Source organism: Pandoraea capi (genome assembly GCF_902459735.1).
GTDB lineage: Bacteria > Pseudomonadota > Gammaproteobacteria > Burkholderiales > Burkholderiaceae > Pandoraea > Pandoraea capi.
Window position 1 is genome coordinate 26,970 of the sequence record NZ_CABPRV010000007.1, and the last position, 18,429, is coordinate 45,398.

Sequence of the window (18,429 nt, forward strand, 5' to 3'; positions counted from 1 at the left end):
TTCTCTTCTTGCTGTTCCTGTTGTACCCGCCGGGTCGTCGGTCCGACGTCCGGCGGGGTGTTACCTCCTCGTGCAACATCGCGATCTCAAGCCGGCCATCTCATCGATGCGCCGGCTTTTTTTCCTGAGGCAGATCGCGATATCGCAAGGCGTGGCGCTCAGGCGGGGCGCTTCGGAATGTCCAGCCCGCGAATCACGGCCGGGCGGGCGACGAATGCCCCCAAGGCGCGCTGCACGTGCTTGAACTGATCGAAGCCGATCAGTTCGCCGGCTTCATAGAAACCGACGAGATTGCGGATCCACGGGAACGTGGCGATGTCGGCAATGGTGTACTCGTCGCCCATGATCCACTGGTGATCGGCCAGACGCGCGTCGAGCACGGCGAGCAGACGCTTCGATTCGGCAACGTAGCGGTCGCGCGGACGCTTATCTTCATACTCTTTGCCGGCGAACTTGTGGAAGAAGCCCAGTTGCCCGAACATCGGGCCGACGCCGCCCATCTGGAACATCACCCATTGCAGCGTTTCGTAGCGCGCGGCCGGATCGACGGGCAGCAGCTTGCCGGTCTTCTCGGCGAGGTACCAGAGAATGGCGCCTGACTCGAACAGCGGCAGCGGCTTGCCGCCGGGGCCGTTCGGATCGACGATCGCGGGAATCTTGTTGTTGGGGTTGAGTGACAGGAATTCCGACGAGAATTGGTCGTCGGTCTGAAAGCTCACGAGATGGACTTCGTAAGGCAGCCCGATTTCTTCGAGCATGATCGATACCTTCACGCCGTTGGGCGTGGGCAGCGAATACAGTTGCAGACGTTCCGGATGCGCAGCAGGCCACTTGCGCGTGATCGGAAACTGGGACAATTCGGCGGACGGATCGGACATGGGGATCGACGCATTCGTGTAAGCGGCCGACAACACCGCGGGACGCCCAATATAACGCCAAGCGCCCGGACGTGCTGGCGAGTCGATCGGGCCGGTCGTCGCGTCTTGCTACGTCCGACGGGCCTCGCTACCGCCGCACCCGCCTGCAACATCAGGATCCCTTTCATGACAGACGTGAGCGAGGTTTCGTGAATGTCACTCATTTGCGCGTCAAAAATTTTCACCTTGCAACTGCGCTCACCGACGCCTTAAATTGAAAGCCTTCGCCGCCGTTGGTCAACGTGCCGACGTGCGAAGTCCTGTCACACTGGCCGGCCGTTGGTTTTGCTGCGATTTGGGCTGAGCGGCTGTGTTTCCCGCCGCTGTCTCTCGCCGTCATTTCATGCAGTAATTTCACGCAGTAATTTCAATTACGCCGCGCTGTCAGTCGTGTCGTGACGTGGCATCCCCCGCCTTCACCGGCGCCACGTCGCGACCCCTCGCTATCGTTCTTAGGTTTCGTAGGTTCTACCGCGCATCGCGCAAGGATGACACCATGAGCACGTTCAAGACGAAGGATGGCACTTCGATTTTCTACAAGGACTGGGGCAGTGGCCGCCCGGTCGTGTTCTCCCACGGCTGGCCGCTCAGCGCCGACGCCTGGGACGCCCAGATGCTGTTCCTGGTTCAGCACGGCTTTCGCGTGATCGCGCACGATCGTCGCGGCCACGGCCGCTCTGACCAGCCGGGCACCGGCAACGACATGGACACTTACGCCGACGACCTCGCGGCCCTCGTCGAGCATCTCGATCTGAAGGACGCCACGTTCATCGGCCACTCCACGGGGGGCGGCGAAGTCGCGCACTACCTCGGACGTCATGGCACGAAGCGTGCCGCACAGGCCGTGCTCATCGGCGCCGTGCCGCCCGTCATGGTGAAGTCGGACAAGAACCCCGGCGGCCTGCCCATCGCGGTATTCGACGAAATTCGCACGAACGTCGCCGCCAATCGCTCGCAGTTCTACAAGGATCTGGCGGTGCCGTTTTACGGCTACAACCGTCCGAACGCCAAGCAGTCGCAAGGCGTGATCGATGCGTTCTGGTTGCAGGGGATGTGGGGCTCGCACCTCGGCCAGTATCTGTGCGTCAAAGAGTTCTCCGAGGTCGATTACACCGAAGACCTGAAGAAGATCGACGTACCGACGCTGGTGCTGCACGGCGACGACGACCAGATCGTGCCCATCGACGATTCGGGCAAGCTCACGGCGCAGATCGTCAAGAACGCCACGTTGAAGATCTATCCGGGCGGCGCGCACGGCATGTGCACGGTCGAAGCGGACAAGGTGAATGCCGATCTGCTGGCGTTCCTGCGCAAGGCGTCGTGAAGCGTCGGAATGCATGATGGATGACGCATAAAAAAAGGGACGGCAGTTGCCGTCCCTTTTTCGTCAGCGTTCGATCGGTGTTCCGGCGAAGCCCCGGTCATTGACCGGGATTCAACCGCTCCCGGCGATCCTCAGCCGTTCAACACCTTGGCGATGCTCTCGGCCACCACGGCAACGTTGCTCTCGTTCAGACCGGCCACGCACATACGGCCCGAGCGGATGAGATAGACGCCATGGGTTTCGCGCAACACGTCGACCTGTGCGGCCGTCAGACCCGTGTACGTGAACATGCCGCGCTGTTCCAGATAACGCGTGAGCATGTTGTCCGGCACGTGACCGCGCAGACCTTCATGGATGGCGCCGCGCATGCGGGTGATGCGCTGGCACATCGCCGAGAGTTCGTCTTCCCACGACTTGCGCAGCTCCGGCGTGCTCAGCACCTTCGCAACGATCTTCGCGCCATGCGTCGGCGGGTTGCTGTAGTTCGAGCGCACGGCGCTCGTCAGTTGACCCAGCACACGGTCGGCTGCTTCCGACGATTCGCAGATGACCGACAGGCCGCCGCAACGCTCGCCGTACAGCGAGAAGTTCTTCGAGAACGAATTGGCGACAAAAGCCGGCAGACCCTGACGCGCCAGTTCGCGAATCACGAACGCATCGGCGTCGATGCCCGAACCGAAGCCCTGGTACGCCATGTCGACGAAGGGCAGCAGTTCGCGCTGCTTGATCACTTCGATCAGTTGCACCCATTGCGCGTCGTTCAGGTCGACACCGGTCGGGTTGTGGCAGCACGCGTGCAGCAGTACCACGCTGCGCGCCGGCAGCTTGTCGATGGCGTCGACCATCGCTTCGAATTGCAGGCCGCCGGTGGCTTCGTCGTAATACGGGTACGTATTCACGGTGAAACCGGCGCGCTCGAAGATGAAGCGGTGGTTGTCCCACGTCGGATCGCTCACCCACACCTGCGAATCCGGGAAGTAGCGCTTGATGAAGTCGGCGCCGACCTTGAGTGCACCCGAGCCGCCGAGCGTCTGCACAGTGGCGATGCTGCCGTTCTTGCGCGCCGGCGAATCTTCACCGAACACCAGACCTTGCACGGCGTCGCGATAGTTGGCGAAACCGGCCATCGGCAGATACGGCTTCGGACCGACTTCGGCCAGCAGCAGGGCCTCGGCCTGACGGACCGCATTCATGACCGGCAGACGTCCGGCGTCGTCGTAATAGATGCCGATGCTCAGGTTGACCTTGTTGGTACGCGGATCCTTCGCGAAGTTTTCGTTCAGCGAGAGGATCGGGTCACCGGGATAGGCATCGATGTGTTCGAACATGGCAGTTCCTGAAAAAACGAAAGAAAGTCGGTGATGCGGGCGCATGAGCGCCGGCCCAGCCCCTGCCCGAGCGCGGTGCCGGTCATGGACTGCGGAGGACGTCGGGCGCTGTCGGGCGTCGTCGGTTGCCTCAAACGACTGATGATACCGCTAGTGCGGCACTGCCGGGTGCGCCCCGGGCGGCAGACGCCCGGAGCGGCATGGGGTGACGCGTTGACCGATATTTAACGCGTTGCGCTGACCGGAACCGGGGCGGCGCTGTTTTTCTGACGCAGGCGGTATCCGATGCCCAGCGCGACCAGCCACACCGGAATCAGATAGACGGACAGGCGCAGATCGGGGATCAGGTACATCACGACCAGAATCCCGGCGAGGAACGCGAGGCAAAGGTAGTTCGTGAGCGGATAACCGAGACTCCTGAAGACCGTGCTCTGCCCGGCGCGTGCCTTGGCACGGCGAAACGCGAGGTGAATCACGCTGATCATCGCCCAGTTGATGATGAGGGCCGAGACGACCAGCCCCATCAGCAGTTCGAACGCCTTGCCCGGCATGAAGTAGTTGATCACCACGCACACGGCGGTCGCGGCGGCAGACACGCCGAGCGCGGCCAGCGGAATGCCTCGGGAATTGACCTTGAGCAGCGCGCGCGGCGCATTGCCCTGACCGGCCAGACCGTAAAGCATGCGGCTGTTGCAGTACACACCGCTGTTGTAGACGGACAGGGCGGCGGTGAGCACCACGGCGTTGAGCACATGCGCGACGAAGTTGCTGTTCAGCTCATGGAAGATCAGCACGAACGGGCTGCCGCCGGTCACGACTTTCTCCCACGGATACAGCGAGAGCAGCACGCCGAGCGCACCCACGTAGAAGATCAGAATGCGGTAGATGACCTGATTGGTGGCGCGCGGAATGGTGCGCGACGGATCGTCCGCTTCCGCTGCCGTAATGCCGACCAGTTCGAGCCCGCCGAAGGAGAACATGATGACGGCCATCGCCATGACGAGGCCGGACACGCCATTCGGGAAGAAGCCGCCGTGTTGCCACAGGTTGGCGACGCTCGCTTCGGGGCCGGCGTTGCCGGAGAAGAGCAGGTAGCCGCCGAACCCGATCATGCCGACGATGGCGGCGACCTTGATGATGGCGAACCAGAATTCCATCTCGCCATACGACTTCACGCTGGAGAGATTGATGGCGTTGATGATGCCGAAGCACACGAGTGCCGAGACCCACGTGGGAATCGCGGGCCACCAGTACTGCACGTAGATGCCGACGGCGGAGAGTTCTGCCATCGAGACCAGCACGTACAACACCCAGTAGTTCCATCCGGACACGAAGCCCGCGAACTGACCGCAATACTTGTTGGCGAAGTAACTGAACGAACCGGCGACGGGTTCGTCGACGACCATTTCGCCGAGCTGTCGCATGATGAAGAACGCGACGATGCCGGCGATGGCGTAGCCCAGCAGAACGGAGGGGCCGGCGGTCTTGATGGTTTGGGCGATGCCGAGAAAGAGGCCGGTGCCGATCGCGCCACCTAGCGCGATCAATTGGATGTGACGATTGTTCAGGCCGCGGTGAAGCGAGCCGTCTTGTGCTGCATTGGCGGACATGTCGTTCCTTACCCTATTGTTACCCTGCGGCGCGGTGCTCTCTTTTCGTTCGGTCGGAACGAACCGGCACCGTTGAGCCGCCACGGCGCGGCGCTTATGACGCCGTCACCGTGTCCTTTGGGATCGTCCGCGCAATCGCGTGTGCGGACGACCACGTCTCCCCCGGAACTCAGACCTTGAGCGTGCCGCGCTCGATCTGGTCGCGTTCGAGCGATTCGAACAGCGCCTTGAAGTTGCCTTCGCCGAACCCGTCGTCGCCTTCGCGTTGAATGAATTCGAAGAACACCGGGCCGAGCAACGTCTTCGAGAAGATTTGCAGCAGCAGACGCGGCTTGCCGTTCTCGGTCGTGCCGTCGAGCAGAATGCCGCGCGCCTTGAGCTCGCCCACCGGCTGACCATGACCCGGGAGACGGGTTTCGAGCGCATCGTAGTAGAAGTCGTTCGGCGCGGTCATGAGGTCGACGCCTGCCATTTGCAGGTTGTCGATGACCTGGATCAGATTGTCGGTGAGGAAGGCGATGTGCTGAATGCCTTCGCCGTTGAAGGCCATCAGGAATTCTTCGATCTGGCCGCTGCCCTTGGCCGATTCCTCGTTCAGGGGAATGCGGATTTTACCATCGGGCGCCGTCATCGCCTTGGACGCCAGGCCCGTGTATTCGCCCGAAATGTCGAAGTAACGGATCTCACGGAAGTTGAACAGCTTCTCGTAGAAGTTGGCCCAGTAGCTCATGCGGCCACGATAGACGTTGTGCGTCAGGTGGTCGATGAGGCGCAGGCCGTGGCCGACCGGGTGACGGTCGACACCTTCGAGGTATTCGAAATCGATGTCATAGATCGACTTGCCTTCTTCGAAGCGATCGATCAGATACAGCGGCGCGCCGCCGATGCCCTTGATGGCGGGCAGACGCAGTTCCATCGGCCCCGTCTCGATCTCGACGGGCTGCGCGCCGAGTTCCAGCGCACGGGCGTACGCCTTGTGCGAGTCTTTGACACGGAACGCCATGCCGCAGGCGCTCGGGCCATGTTCGGCCGCGAAGTAGGCCGCTTCGCTGTTCGGCTCGCGATTCACGATGAAGTTGACTTCGCCCTGACGGTACAGCAGCACGTCCTTCGAGCGGTGCCGCGCGATGAGCGAGAAGCCCATCTGTTCGAAAATCGGTTCGAGGACATTGGGCGTGGGGGAGGCGAATTCCACGAATTCGAAGCCCATCAGTTGCATCGGGTTGTCAAACAGGTCGGCCATGATCGTCTCAACTGGGTGAAGTGATTTGCAGGGATGACGGTTGATTGGACGCACGTCCCGGCCGAAGGTCATTTCCGGCCGCTGCCCACGGCGCGCGAGGGAGAAACAAAATTGTGTATATCTGACCGAAGGGTCGGGATATGGCAATTTGTCCGTTCCGAGTGTCGGAACCCTTGCTGCTGCTGGCTTCGTGCGTGACTTTGCGTCATTTCATGAGGGGCAGTGTAAGTGTGTCGGGACAAAATAGGATTTCGTAACTGCGCTAGGGAAACCCTAGGTTATGCACTAATATTTCTGAATTGGCATTCGATGGGAAATAAAAGTGCGTGACATTGAGATGGACCGGATTGACGTACGCTTGCTGGGGATATTGCAGTCTCACGGGCGGATTTCGAATCTCGAACTGGCCGAAGCGATCAAGCTGTCGCCGGCGCAGACACTGCGCCGTCATCGCCGTCTCGAGGAACTGGGCGTGATCAAGGGGTATGACGCCCGGCTCGACGCACAGCGCCTCGGGCTCGGCGTGGTCGCCTTCGTCCACGTGACGATGGAGCGCGGCCACATCCGCGACCTGTCGAACTTCAAGGGACTGGTCGCGGAGCTGGCGCAGATTCAGGAGTGCTTTTCCGTGACGGGCGACATCGACTACGTGCTTAAGGTCGTGGCCCGCGATCTGAAGGCGCTGTCGGACTTCCTGCTCGATACGCTCATGCGCATTCCTGGCGTGAGTGCCGTGAAATCGAGCGTCTGTCTCGATGAAATCAAATGCACTTCGGCCGTGCCGCTGGAGGCGCGGTGAGGTGATGTCGAGGGAGGAGGCGACACATCATGGTTGACAGCGTCCGAAAATCTGTGCTCTCATGTGCCACATGATCACCGCGCAATTCTCCCTCTCGCTACGACTACTAGCCCGCTCCACCGGGCTTGGTCCGTTGCTGCGCGCGTGCATCGTCTGAATTCCTCACTGAAGCACCGCTGATTTTCCCCAGTTACGCCGACCTGAGCCCCGGTTCATCCAACCGGAGGTCGTAGCTTATCTGCGTCTGTGCGTCGTCCGGTTGACACTTTTGCTGACAATCGAGACACCGCCATGTTGAAGAACCCTGCTACGAAGTACCGTCCGTTCACCCCGGTCAACATCTCCGACCGACAGTGGCCGAGCCGCACCATCACGCGTGCTCCGATCTGGATGAGCACCGATCTGCGCGACGGCAATCAGGCGCTCTTCGAGCCGATGGACGCACAGCGCAAGATGCGCATGTTCAAGACGCTCGTGGCGATCGGTTTCAAGGAAATCGAAGTGGCGTTCCCGTCGGCCTCCGACACCGATTTCAACTTCGTGCGTGAGCTGATCGAAGGCGGTCACATCCCCGACGACGTCACCATCGAAGTGCTCACGCAAGCCCGCGACGACCTCATCGAGCGTACGTTCGCGGCCCTCAAGGGCGCCCCGCGCGCCATCGTTCACCTCTACAACGCCACCGCCCCGGAATTCCGTCGCATCGTGTTCAACCTCGACCAGCCAGGCGTGAAGGCGCTGGCCGTGTCGGCCGCGACGACGATCAAGCGTTGCGCGGACGCCGCACCGGACACGCATTGGACGTTGCAGTACAGTCCCGAGACGTTCACGGGCACCGAACTCGAATTTGCCAAGGAAGTTTGCGACGCCGTCTTCGACGTATGGCAGCCGACGCCCGAGCGCAAGAGCATCGTCAACTTGCCTGCGACCGTCGAAATCGGCACGCCGAACTACTATGCCGACCAGATCGAGTGGATGCACCGCAACCTCGCGCGTCGCGATTCGCTGATTCTCTCCGTGCACCCGCACAACGACCGCGGCACGGCCGTGGCCGCCGCCGAGCTGGCCGTGATGGCCGGTGCCGACCGCATCGAAGGTTGCCTGTTCGGCAACGGCGAGCGCACCGGTAACGTCGATCTCGTCACGCTCGGTCTGAATCTGTACACGCAAGGTGTCGACCCGGGCCTCGACTTCTCGAACATCAACGAGATCGCCCGCACGTCGGAAGAATGCACGCAGTTGCCGGTGCACCCGCGTCATCCGTATGTCGGCGACCTCGTGTTCACCGCGTTCTCGGGGTCACATCAGGACGCCATCAAGAAGGGCTTCGCCGTGCAGAAGCCGGACGCCATCTGGGAAGTCCCGTATCTGCCCATCGACCCGAGCGACCTCGGCCGCACGTACGACTCGATCATTCGCGTGAACAGCCAGTCGGGCAAGGGCGGTATCGCGTACTTGCTGGAGCAGGCCTACGGCGTGCAGATGCCGCGTCGCCTGCAAGTCGACTTCAGCTCGGCGGTGCAGCGTCACACCGATGAGACGGGCGCGGAAGTGAGCGCCTCGCAGATCTGGGAACTGTTCCAGAGCGAGTACGTGTCGGCGAGCGAACCGGTCGCGTACGTCGGTCACACGCTCTCGGAGCGCGACGGCCGTCAGCACATCGCCGTGACGATCGACATCCACGGTCAGCGCACGACGGTGTCGGGCGCCGGCAATGGTCCGCTCGACGCGCTGATGAACGCCATGCGCACTCCGGTTCGCGTGCAGCACTACGAGGAGCGCGCGCTGACGCAAGGTGCCGATGCACGCGCCATCGCGATTGCGGAAATGTCGGGGGAAACCATCGTGGGCAGCGCTTTCGGCGTGGGCATCGATGTCAACCTGACGACGGCTTCGATTCGCGCCGTGATCAGCGGCATCAACCGCGCTTACGGTCGTAGTGATGCAGAGGCACAAGCCAAATTCTTCGGCGCAGTGATGCGCGACGTCGCGAAGGCCGTCTGAGCCGCGCGAACGTCAAAGAACGACGGGAAGGACTGAAGGAGACCTAGGGCAGAGACGCCCCACCCGGCACTGATCGTGCGGAGGGGACGTCGGGAGCGGCGTGGCGAGACTTACCGGATCTCGCGTGCGCTCCCGGCCCTGAAACATCGGCGGTGAGGTTGTCTTACACCGCTTCGATGGCGATAGCGATGCCCTGGCCGACCCCAATGCACATCGTACACAGCGCGAAGCGTCCACCCGTGCGCCTGAGCTGATACATCGCCGTCGTGACCAGACGTGCGCCGCTCATGCCGAGCGGATGGCCCAACGCAATGGCGCCACCGTTCGGATTGACGCGCAGATCGTCGTCGGCCACACCGAGTTGTCGCAACACGGCCAGGCCCTGGCTCGCAAACGCTTCGTTGAGTTCGATGACGTCGAACTGATCGAGCGACATACCGAGCCGCGCGAGCAGTTTTTGCGTTGCGGGAGCCGGACCGATGCCCATGATGCGCGGTGCCACCCCTGCCGTCGCCATGCCTAGTACCCGGGCGCGCGGCGTCAGGCCGAAGCGCGCCGCACTCGCCTCGTCTGCCAGCAGCAGTGCGCAGGCGCCGTCGTTGACGCCAGAAGCGTTACCGGCGGTCACGGTGCCATCAGGGCGTACCACGCCCTTGAGTCTGGCGAGCGCTTCCATGCTCGTCGCACGCGGATGTTCATCGCGATCCACAATGATCGCTTCGCCCTTCTTCTGGGCGATGGACACCGGCGTGATTTCCTCGGCCAGCGTGCCGTTCGCCTGAGCGCGCGCTGCCTTCTCCTGCGAGCGCACCGCAAAGCGATCCTGATCTTCACGGCTGATGCCGAAGTCGGTCGCCACGTTCTCGCCCGTCTCGGGCATCGAATCCACACCGTACTGCGCCTTCATCAACGGATTGACGAAGCGCCAGCCGATGGTCGTGTCGTAAATCTCCGCCTGACGCGAAAACGCGCTCGCTGCCTTGCCCATCACGAACGGGGCACGGCTCATGCTCTCCACGCCGCCGGCGATCATCAGGCCCGCTTCGCCCGCCTTGATCGCGCGCGCCGCCGTGCCGATGGCGTCCATCCCCGAGCCGCACAGGCGGTTGATCGTCGCGCCCGGCACGTCTTGCGGCAGGCCCGCCAGCAGCGACGACATACGCGCGACGTTACGGTTGTCTTCACCGGCCTGATTGGCGCAGCCGTAGATCACGTCGGCCACTTGTGTCCAGTCGACGTTGGCGTTGCGCGCCATGAGCGCCTTGAGAGGGATGGCGCCGAGATCGTCGGCACGCACCGACGACAGCGCGCCGCCATAGCGACCGATGGGGGTGCGGATTGCGTCGCAGATAAAGACTTCACTCATTGGTTTACTCCATTAAGTAGCGCCACACCGCTCAGGCGTTGCAGTTCGTCGAACGACAGCCCCTCGACCATGTCGATGACACGCAGTCCATCGGACGTCACGTCGATCACCGCGAGGTCGGTGTAGATGCGCGTCACGCATCCCACACCCGTGAGCGGATACGTGCACTGCTCGACGATCTTGCTTTCGCCTTGCTTGGTCTGATGTTCCATCATCACGAAGACCTGCTTGGCACCGCTCGCGAGGTCCATCGCGCCGCCGACGGCCGGAATCGCATCGGGTGCGCCGGTGTGCCAGTTGGCGAGGTCGCCGGTCTTCGAGACCTGGAATGCGCCGAGCACGCAGAAGTCGAGGTGGCCGCCGCGCATCATCGCGAACGAGTCGGCGTGGTGGAAGAACGCGCCGCCCGGTTTGAGCGTGACGGGTTGCTTGCCGGCGTTGATGAGGTCTTCGTCCTCTTCGCTCTTTGCGGGGGCCGGGCCCATGCCGATCACGCCGTTTTCGCTCTGGAGAATGATCTCCTTCTCGGCGGGCAGATGATTGGCGACGGCCGTGGGCAGGCCGATGCCGAGGTTCACATAAGCGCCGTCAGGAATGTCCTGGGCAACGCGGGCGGCCATCTGGTCGCGGGTCAGTCGGTTCATGTCTTGCTCCGGTTCAGATGGGGATCAGGCGCGCGCAGCGCTTGGGACCGCGACAACGCGTTGCACGAAGATGCCGGGCGTGACCACGGCTTCCGGATCGAGGTCGCCGAGTTCGACGACTTCGTCCACCTGAACGATGGCGCACTTGGCCGCCGTGGCCATGATCGGGCCGAAGTTGCGGGCGGTCTTGCGATACACGAGGTTGCCCCAGCGGTCGCCCTTGAGCGCCTTGATGAGTGCGAAGTCGGCATGAATCGGCGATTCGAGTACGTACGACTTGCCGTCGATCACGCGCGTTTCCTTGCCTTCGGCCAGCAGCGTGCCGAAGCCGGTCGGAGTGAAGAAGCCGCCGATGCCGGCGCCGGCCGCGCGAATGCGCTCGGCGAGGTTGCCCTGCGGCACCAGTTCCAGCTCGATCTTGCCCGAGCGGTAAAGACCGTCGAACACCTGCGAGTCGGTCTGGCGCGGGAACGAACAGATGATCTTGCGCACGCGCCCGGCCTTGAGGAGTGCGGCCAGACCCGTTTCGCCGTTACCGGCGTTGTTGTTGACGATGGTCAGCTCGCGCGCGCCCTGCTCGATCAGGGCGTCGATCAGGGCCGACGGCATCCCGGCGTTACCGAAGCCGCCAATCATGATCGTCGCGCCGTCGTGAACGTCCGCGACCGCGCTGGCGAGCGAGTCGTAAATCTTGTTGATCACACGTGCCTCCTGGGCAATTCCATCATTTCCATGGGCTCGCGGGCGGATACCCGCGCTCCTGCTGGCTGTCTCCCGGGCGATGGCGTCTTGTCCGGCGGCATCGTTCGGTTCACAATGTTCTTATAGCGAACAAATATTCGCTATAAGAACAGCGTAAGCGTTCCCTTGTCGGGCGTCAAGCGAGGGGCGTCCCGGAGACCGGCGGATGTGCACGCCGTGAGATTGCCTGTCTCGTGCGGTAGAACAGGCGACGCAAATCCTTTACGCTTGCCGTTCACACGAAGATTGCCAACCCTTTGATACATGACCTCTGCCACGACCGGCCCTGCCGACCCCAACGAACCGACCGACCCGACTGACAAGAAGCCGGGGGACTCCTACGTGCAGTCGTTTGCGCGCGGGCTGGCCGTGGTCAAGGCGTTCAATGCGGCACGTCCGGCGCAGACGCTCTCCGAGGTGGCGCAAGCCTCCGGTCTCACGCGCGCCGGTGCACGTCGCATTCTGCTTACGCTCGAAGCACTGGGTTACGTGCGCAGCGAAGGGCGGCTGTTCCGCCTCACGCCACGTATTCTCGACCTCGGTTTCTCGTATCTGACGTCGATGCCGCTGTGGAATCTGGCCGAACCGTTCATGGAAGCGCTGGTGCAGCAGGTGCAGGAGAGCAGTTCGGCCTCGGTGCTCGATGGCGACGACATCGTCTATGTGTTGCGTGTGCCGGTGCGCAAGGTCATGTCGATCAACCTGTCGATCGGCAGTCGTCTGCCGGCGTGGTGCACGTCGATGGGACGCGTGATGCTCTCGGCGCTGCCCGACGCCGAACTCGACGCCGTGCTGCGTCGCGCCGAACTACGTCAGCACACCGGGCGCACCGTCACGGACATCGACACGCTGCGCGCGCGCATCCTCGACGTGCGCGCGAAGGGGTGGGCGCTGGTCGATCAGGAACTGGAGGAAGGGCTGATTTCGATCGCCGCGCCGATCCGCAATCGCGCCGGTCAGGTGATCGCAGCGATGAACGTGAGCGGTCAGGCCAACCGGACGTCGGCCGCCGAGATGGAAGCGAAGTTTCTTGCGCCGCTGCAACAGGCCGCGCAAAAGATTTCGCAGATGGTGGTGGTGTAACGTCTGCCGGGGGCGGACGTTGTCATGGCCGCCACCGCGGCGACACCGACAACACCAACAAGAAAGGGGCGCTCCATTTGGGGCGCCCCTTTCGCTTCACTGACGGCTTACTGCGCAGCGCTATCCCGCTGACCGAGCGCCCCGGCGCGTGCGAGACGTAGCGCCGAGAGCAATGTGTCGTGGTCGCCGACCTGATTGGCGAGCAACAGAATCAGTTGGGCGTTGGCGGCCTGACTCTGTGCGTCGTCGAGATCGCGATGCATGTCGATCAGCGCTTCGTAGAAATCGTCGGGGCGCGTCAGACGCGGTTGGGTATCCAGTGCCATGAAGTGTCTCCTTCCTGCCAAATGCTTGCGATTTGTCGCGTGATCGGTCACGAGGACCGATGCGTCGCCGTGCTATCTCTCGTCATGCCGCGCATTGCAGCGGTGCCACTTGCGGCGCCGTGCGACCCAATGCGCGTTCGCGGGCCGCAGCAATCGCGCTCGCGTCAACCTTGCGCCAGCGCGCGCAGACGTGCTGATCCGGACGAATCAGATACACGGTGCCGGGCGCGGCGTCGTAGCGCTGTGCGGCCAGCCCTTCCGAGTCGTGCCAGACGCTGTGTGTGTCATGCGCATCGAGTGCGGCCTCGGCATCCGGGGTGACGAACACTGGCACGACGGGCACGTTGTCGCCGGCAAGCGCCTCAAGAGAAGCGAGCACCGGCGCATCGAGCGACGACGGCGAGCCGAACACCAGCGCGACGAAGCGTCCGCCCAGACGTGGCAGCAACCAGCCTGCCTGCGCGTGGCGCGAGAGCGGTGCATCGACGCACGCGGCCCCCGGCGTCATGCGCCCGGCGAACGTGTCGCATTCAGCGGTGTTCAACGTCGACTCGTGCAACACGGCGGGCACGGACAACCGTCCGCTGTTGACCAACTGGCGCGCAAACGCATGATCGCGGGCGAGGGTGAGCACCGCGTCGCGGAACACGCGCGACACCGGGCTCTTCGGCGTAATGAAGTCGGTCGAGCGTGTCGAGTTGCGGATGTTTTCGTCGGCCGCGTATTCGCGTTCACGGGCGTAGGTGTCGAGCAGGGCGTCGGGCGCGTGGCCCGCGAGCACAAGCGCGAGTTTCCACGCGAGATTCTCCGCATCCTGCACGCCGCTGTTCGCGCCGCGTGCGCCGAAAGGCGACACGCCGTGCGCGGAATCCCCGGCGAACAGCACGTGGCCGTGGCGGAAGTCGTCCATGCGCAGGCAGGCGAACGTGTAGACGCTGACCCACTCCAGCGTGAATTTGGCGTCAGGGCCGAGCAGTGCCTGCACGCGGGGAATCACGCGCTCGGGGGCTTTCTCGGCGACGGGATCGGCGTCCCATCCCAACTGGAAGTCGATGCGCCAGACATCGTCCGGCTGGCGATGCAGCAGGACCGACTGATTCGGATGGAATGGCGGGTCGAACCAGAACCAGCGCTCGGCAGGGAAGTCCGCCGTCATCTTCACGTCGGCGATCAGGAAGCGGTCCTTGAACGTGCGTCCGTGGCTGTCCACGCCGATGAGCTTGCGCACGGGGCTGCGCGAACCGTCGGCGGCGACCACATAGCGTGCGGTCGTCCGGTATTCGCCGTCCGGCGTCTCGACGGTGAGGGTGACGCTGGCGTCCGCCGTACCGGGCGTGCCCTGCTGCGTGAGACCGACGACCTTGTTTTTCCAGCGGATCTCGATGTTCGGCAACTCGCGTGCGCGCTCGAACAGATAGCCTTCGACGTAATACTGCTGGAGGTTGATGAAGGCCGGACGATGGTGCCCCGCTTCGGGCAGCAGATCGAAGTTGTAGACCTCCTGATCGCGCAGGAACACGCGGCCGACATTCCACCGCACGCCTTTATCCACCATGCGCTCGCCGCAGCCGAGACGGTCGAAGATATCGAGCGTGCGCTTGGCGAAACAGATGGCGCGCGAGCCGGTCGAGAGCGTGCAGTCATCGTCGAGAACGATCACGGACACGCCTTGCTGCGCGAGGTCGATGGCCGTGGCGAGGCCGATCGGGCCGGCGCCGACCACGATGACCGGATGTACCGCGTTCGCGCCGTTGTCGGACTGTTCCGCGCACGGCCGATAGTCGAACGTGAGGCGCTGGTAATCGATGCTGCTCATGCAAAGTCTCCATCGTCGGCACCGCACCGGCGGTTGCACGCCGGCGGGTGACGTTTTTCTACTTCTGCTTTGGCTTGCTGCTTATCGTGTGCGGCGCGGCATTCGGGCTCGCGCCGGGGTTCGTGCCAACGAACTCAGTCCTGTCAGTCTTGCAGGGCGGCCCACATTTCCTTGTCGCGCTGTGCCGTCCAGATGCGCGGATGCGTGATGCCGGCCGCTTCATCGAATGCGCGCGTCACGTCGAACGGCAGGCAGTGTTCGTAGATGAACACGTGCCCGAACTTCGGATCCATCTTGCTGCGCGTGAGCGCCATCGCGCCCTTGAGGTCGAGCTTCTGTTCGACGGCCTGCTTGCCGGCTTCGAACAGCGTCGTCACGAAGTCCTTGGTGTAGGCGAGGCCCTTGGCGACTTCTTCCGGCGTAACGAGTGCCGGACCGCGTCCCGGCACGAGCTTCTCGGCGCCGAGTGCCCCGAGCGCGTCGAGCGTGGCGGGCCACTCGGCCAGTTGGGCGTCGCCGGTGTAGCAGGCGGCGTCGTATTCGACGAGGTCACCCGAGAACAGCACCTTTTGCGACGGCACCCACACCACGGTGTCGCCCTTCGTGTGACCCGAGCCGAGGTGCGCGATCTTCACTTCGAGCTTGCCGAGGAACAGCGTCATTTCCTTCTCGAAGACGAGCGTCGGCCACGTGAGGCCCGGCACCGTCTCCACACCTGCGAACAGGCGCGGGAAGCGTTCGATTTCCGACTTCATGTCGGCTTCGCCGCGCTCGACGATCATCTCGTACGTGCCACGGCTGGCGATGATCTGCTGCGCGCCTTCTTCGAAGTAGGCCGATGCGCCGAGCACACGCACGGCGTGATAGTGCGAGAGCACTACGTACTTGATCGGCTTGTCGGTGATCGTGCGGATCTTGGCGATCAGGTCCTGCGCCATGGCGGGCGTGGCCGTGGTGTCGACGATCATCACGCCGTCGTCGCCGATGATGACGCCGGAGTTCGGATCGCCCTCGGCGGTGTACGCCCAAGTGTTTTCCGACAGTTGGGTGAACGTGACCTTCTTGGCTTCCAGGTCGGCTTGCGAGGCGAATGCTTTGGCCATGCTTGTCTCTCTCTTATCTCGTCTGCGGGGATGGTGCTGCTGGATGAGGGCATCTTACGAAACGCCCAGAATATTTGTCAATGACAAATCTGATTGTTATTTGCTAATGTTGCGGCGTGAGCCATCGAGGGACGTTTTTATCGCGGCTTAAACACGGGTTAAGCACGGGTTTACCCTGTGACGTCGGGCGAATAGGCCAGAACCTGCGCGCCGACTTGTTTAAAATCTAGGCCATTTTTCCGAGGGAGCCTGTCTCCCAAGACTGCATGAACCGAATTCCGATGGACGGCGCGGCCGATGCCGCAAGCCAGTCCGAATCTGGCCAGCCGGGCCGTGGCTCGCGCGGCGTACAAAGCGTGGATGTCGCGGCGCGGGTGCTTCAGGCGCTGGCACAGGCGCGCCGCCCGCTGGGGCCGGGCGATCTGGCATCGCTTGCGGGTCTGCCGCCGGCGCAGGCGCATCCGTATCTGGTGAGCCTGACGCGGCTCGGCCTGCTCAAGCGCGATCCGATGTCCGGTGACTACGCGCCGGGCCCGATGACGCTGCGTCTCGCCCTGCTGCATCTCGAAAACGATTCGGCCTATCGCGCCGCGGTGCCGCGTGTGGTGACGTTCGCCCGCGAGACGGGTTTCTGCGTCGCAATCTGCACCAGCGCACCGCAAGGGCCGGTAGTCGTGCACGTTGAGCGCGCGGCGTTTCCGTTGCATGTGAACCTGCACGTGGGCTCGGTAATGTCGCTCACCACGACGTCGACCGGCCGCGCGTTCTGCGCCTTCACGCCGCAGGATCGATGGCCGCAGGCATGGCACGAACAGATGCCCGATTCGGTCGCGATGGCCGACGAGTGCAGGCGTTTCGACACGCTGCTCGACGAGACGCGTGAACACGGCATGTCGCGCAGCGTGAACGCCCCGAGTCCGTCGGTCAGCAGTCTGTGCGCCCCGGTGTTCGATGCGAGCGGACGTCTTCGACTGGCGCTCACCGCTATCGGTCCGACGGCGGCGCTCGATGTCGCATGGGACGGTGCGGCGGCTGGCGCCTTGCGGGCGACGGCGAAAGCGATCGCGTCGCAGATCGATGCCTTGGGCGAGCGCGTGGAGTCGGTGTCATGAGCACGACCGCGAAACCGCAGCGCGGCATTCAGGCGCTGGAGAGCACGGGCACCTTGCTCGAAGCGTTGGTGACGGCAGGGCGTCCGTTGCCGCTCAATGCACTCGCACGTGAAGCCGGCATGGCGCCGGCGAAGGCGCATCCGCATCTGGTGAGTTTGCAGCGCGCGGGCTTGCTGTCGCGCGATGCGAGTGGCAATTTCGAAGCGGGTGGTCTGAGTCTGGCGCTCGGGCTGATGGCGTTGCAACGTCTCTCGCCCACCGGGGAGGCCGAGCCGGAAATACTCGCGCTCGCGCAAGCGACCGGGTTGTCGGCGGCCATGGCGGTGCTCGGGCCTGTCGGGCCGACCGTCGTTCGGCTGGAAGAGGCGATGCGTCCGCAGCACGTGAGCTTGCGCATCGGTACGGTGCTTTCGCTGGTGAACACAGCCATCGGACGCACCTTCGCCGCTTTCCTGCCCGAGCCGGTGCTCGACGGCCTGCTCGCGCAGGAGCCGGTGCGCATGGCGGGCTTGGGGGCTGAATCCAGCACTGAATCCAGCGACGATGCGCGCACGATGAAACCGCCTGCGGATTACATCGCCCGGTTGTCGACGATTCGCGATCAACGTTTCGACACGGCGCTGAGCAATCCGGTCCCCGGCATCGATACCATCGCCGTGCCGGTGTTCGATCACACGGGCGAGGTCACGCTGGTGCTTGCGCTGATGGGGTCGACGGGCAGCTTCGAGACAGCGTTCGACGCAGAGGCATCACAGGCCTTGCGCGCGGCGGCGCATCGGCTGTCGTGGCGATTCGGCGCGGTGGGGCGGATGGACCGGGTGGAGCGGATGGACCGGGTGGACGATACGGGCAACTGATCGGCGGTCGCGGATTCCGGTGCAGATGCCGATGTGAATGCGCCGGATCCCGAAATCGACGTATTTCCGCCACGCTCGCGGGCCGTGTGCGGTCGCGTCACGGGACGCACGGTAAGATGGACGCCAACGCCGTCCCCGTCACCCCGACCTGCCGCC

At 63.5% G+C, this 18,429-nt stretch carries 16 protein-coding genes; 6 read left to right on the top strand and 10 right to left on the bottom strand.

Going from position 1 to position 18,429, the window contains the following annotated elements:
* Positions 1–158: 158 nt before the first annotated feature.
* Positions 159–878, bottom strand: a complete 720-nt coding sequence (locus tag PCA20602_RS15070) for a glutathione S-transferase N-terminal domain-containing protein (RefSeq protein ID WP_150721934.1) — start codon at positions 876–878, stop codon at positions 159–161.
* A gap of 535 nt (positions 879–1,413) precedes the next feature.
* Here PCA20602_RS15070 and PCA20602_RS15075 point away from each other — a divergent pair.
* Entirely contained in the window at positions 1,414–2,241 is an 828-nt protein-coding gene (locus PCA20602_RS15075) for an alpha/beta fold hydrolase (protein WP_069340172.1), read from the top strand.
* A 131-nt stretch (positions 2,242–2,372) separates the two neighbouring features.
* On the opposite strand, the gene PCA20602_RS15080 is transcribed toward PCA20602_RS15075, so the two are convergent.
* From PCA20602_RS15080 to hppD, 3 genes are all read right to left on the bottom strand, one after another.
* Entirely contained in the window at positions 2,373–3,569 is a 1,197-nt protein-coding gene (locus tag PCA20602_RS15080) for an amino acid aminotransferase (RefSeq protein ID WP_069340171.1), read from the bottom strand.
* A 224-nt stretch (positions 3,570–3,793) separates the two neighbouring features.
* Positions 3,794–5,179 (bottom strand): amino acid permease, encoded by a 1,386-nt coding sequence (locus tag PCA20602_RS15085; protein ID WP_150721935.1) that lies wholly within the window; start codon positions 5,177–5,179, stop codon positions 3,794–3,796.
* A gap of 169 nt (positions 5,180–5,348) precedes the next feature.
* Complete coding sequence (gene hppD, locus PCA20602_RS15090) at positions 5,349–6,422, bottom strand: 4-hydroxyphenylpyruvate dioxygenase (protein ID WP_069340440.1); 1,074 nt, start codon at positions 6,420–6,422, stop codon at positions 5,349–5,351.
* 322 nt (positions 6,423–6,744) lie between these two features.
* On the opposite strand from hppD, the gene PCA20602_RS15095 reads away from it, so the two are divergent.
* The gene (locus tag PCA20602_RS15095; RefSeq protein ID WP_150721936.1) at positions 6,745–7,221 is read left to right on the top strand and encodes an Lrp/AsnC family transcriptional regulator; all 477 of its coding nucleotides are present in this window, start codon (positions 6,745–6,747) and stop codon (positions 7,219–7,221) included.
* A 291-nt stretch (positions 7,222–7,512) separates the two neighbouring features.
* Positions 7,513–9,225 (top strand): 2-isopropylmalate synthase, encoded by a 1,713-nt coding sequence (leuA, locus tag PCA20602_RS15100; protein WP_150721937.1) that lies wholly within the window; start codon positions 7,513–7,515, stop codon positions 9,223–9,225.
* A 163-nt stretch (positions 9,226–9,388) separates the two neighbouring features.
* Here the strand turns inward: leuA and pcaF are convergent, their stop codons facing one another.
* The 3 genes from pcaF to PCA20602_RS15115 are packed head-to-tail and all read right to left on the bottom strand — an operon-like array spanning position 9,389 to position 11,937.
* Positions 9,389–10,591, bottom strand: a complete 1,203-nt coding sequence (gene pcaF, locus PCA20602_RS15105) for a 3-oxoadipyl-CoA thiolase (protein WP_150721938.1) — start codon at positions 10,589–10,591, stop codon at positions 9,389–9,391.
* The gene (locus PCA20602_RS15110; protein ID WP_150721939.1) at positions 10,588–11,235 is read right to left on the bottom strand and encodes a 3-oxoacid CoA-transferase subunit B; all 648 of its coding nucleotides are present in this window, start codon (positions 11,233–11,235) and stop codon (positions 10,588–10,590) included. The genes pcaF and PCA20602_RS15110 overlap by 4 nt, the downstream gene beginning before the upstream one ends.
* Before the next feature lie 24 nt (positions 11,236–11,259).
* The gene (locus PCA20602_RS15115) at positions 11,260–11,937 is read right to left on the bottom strand and encodes a 3-oxoacid CoA-transferase subunit A (RefSeq protein WP_150721940.1); all 678 of its coding nucleotides are present in this window, start codon (positions 11,935–11,937) and stop codon (positions 11,260–11,262) included.
* A 303-nt stretch (positions 11,938–12,240) separates the two neighbouring features.
* Here PCA20602_RS15115 and PCA20602_RS15120 point away from each other — a divergent pair, with 303 nt between their 5' ends.
* Positions 12,241–13,059, top strand: a complete 819-nt coding sequence (locus PCA20602_RS15120) for an IclR family transcriptional regulator (protein WP_069340164.1) — start codon at positions 12,241–12,243, stop codon at positions 13,057–13,059.
* 107 nt (positions 13,060–13,166) lie between these two features.
* On the opposite strand, the gene PCA20602_RS15125 is transcribed toward PCA20602_RS15120, so the two are convergent.
* From PCA20602_RS15125 to PCA20602_RS15135, 3 genes are all read right to left on the bottom strand, one after another.
* Positions 13,167–13,385: a DUF2783 domain-containing protein gene (locus PCA20602_RS15125; protein WP_150721941.1), complete on the bottom strand. Its 219-nt coding sequence runs from the start codon at positions 13,383–13,385 to the stop codon at positions 13,167–13,169.
* Between the two features lie 82 nt (positions 13,386–13,467).
* A complete protein-coding gene (locus tag PCA20602_RS15130) occupies positions 13,468–15,201 on the bottom strand; it encodes an FAD-dependent oxidoreductase (protein WP_150721942.1) in 1,734 nt (577 codons plus the stop codon).
* Positions 15,202–15,344: 143 nt separating this feature from the next.
* A complete protein-coding gene (locus PCA20602_RS15135) occupies positions 15,345–16,304 on the bottom strand; it encodes an MBL fold metallo-hydrolase (RefSeq protein ID WP_069340161.1) in 960 nt (319 codons plus the stop codon).
* A 266-nt stretch (positions 16,305–16,570) separates the two neighbouring features.
* Here PCA20602_RS15135 and PCA20602_RS15140 point away from each other — a divergent pair, with 266 nt between their 5' ends.
* Together PCA20602_RS15140 and PCA20602_RS15145 are read left to right on the top strand one after the other, a co-directional pair.
* A complete protein-coding gene (locus PCA20602_RS15140; protein WP_246182177.1) occupies positions 16,571–17,416 on the top strand; it encodes an IclR family transcriptional regulator in 846 nt (281 codons plus the stop codon).
* The gene (locus tag PCA20602_RS15145; RefSeq protein WP_150721943.1) at positions 17,413–18,273 is read left to right on the top strand and encodes an IclR family transcriptional regulator; all 861 of its coding nucleotides are present in this window, start codon (positions 17,413–17,415) and stop codon (positions 18,271–18,273) included. The genes PCA20602_RS15140 and PCA20602_RS15145 overlap by 4 nt, the downstream gene beginning before the upstream one ends.
* Positions 18,274–18,429 lie beyond the last annotated feature (156 nt).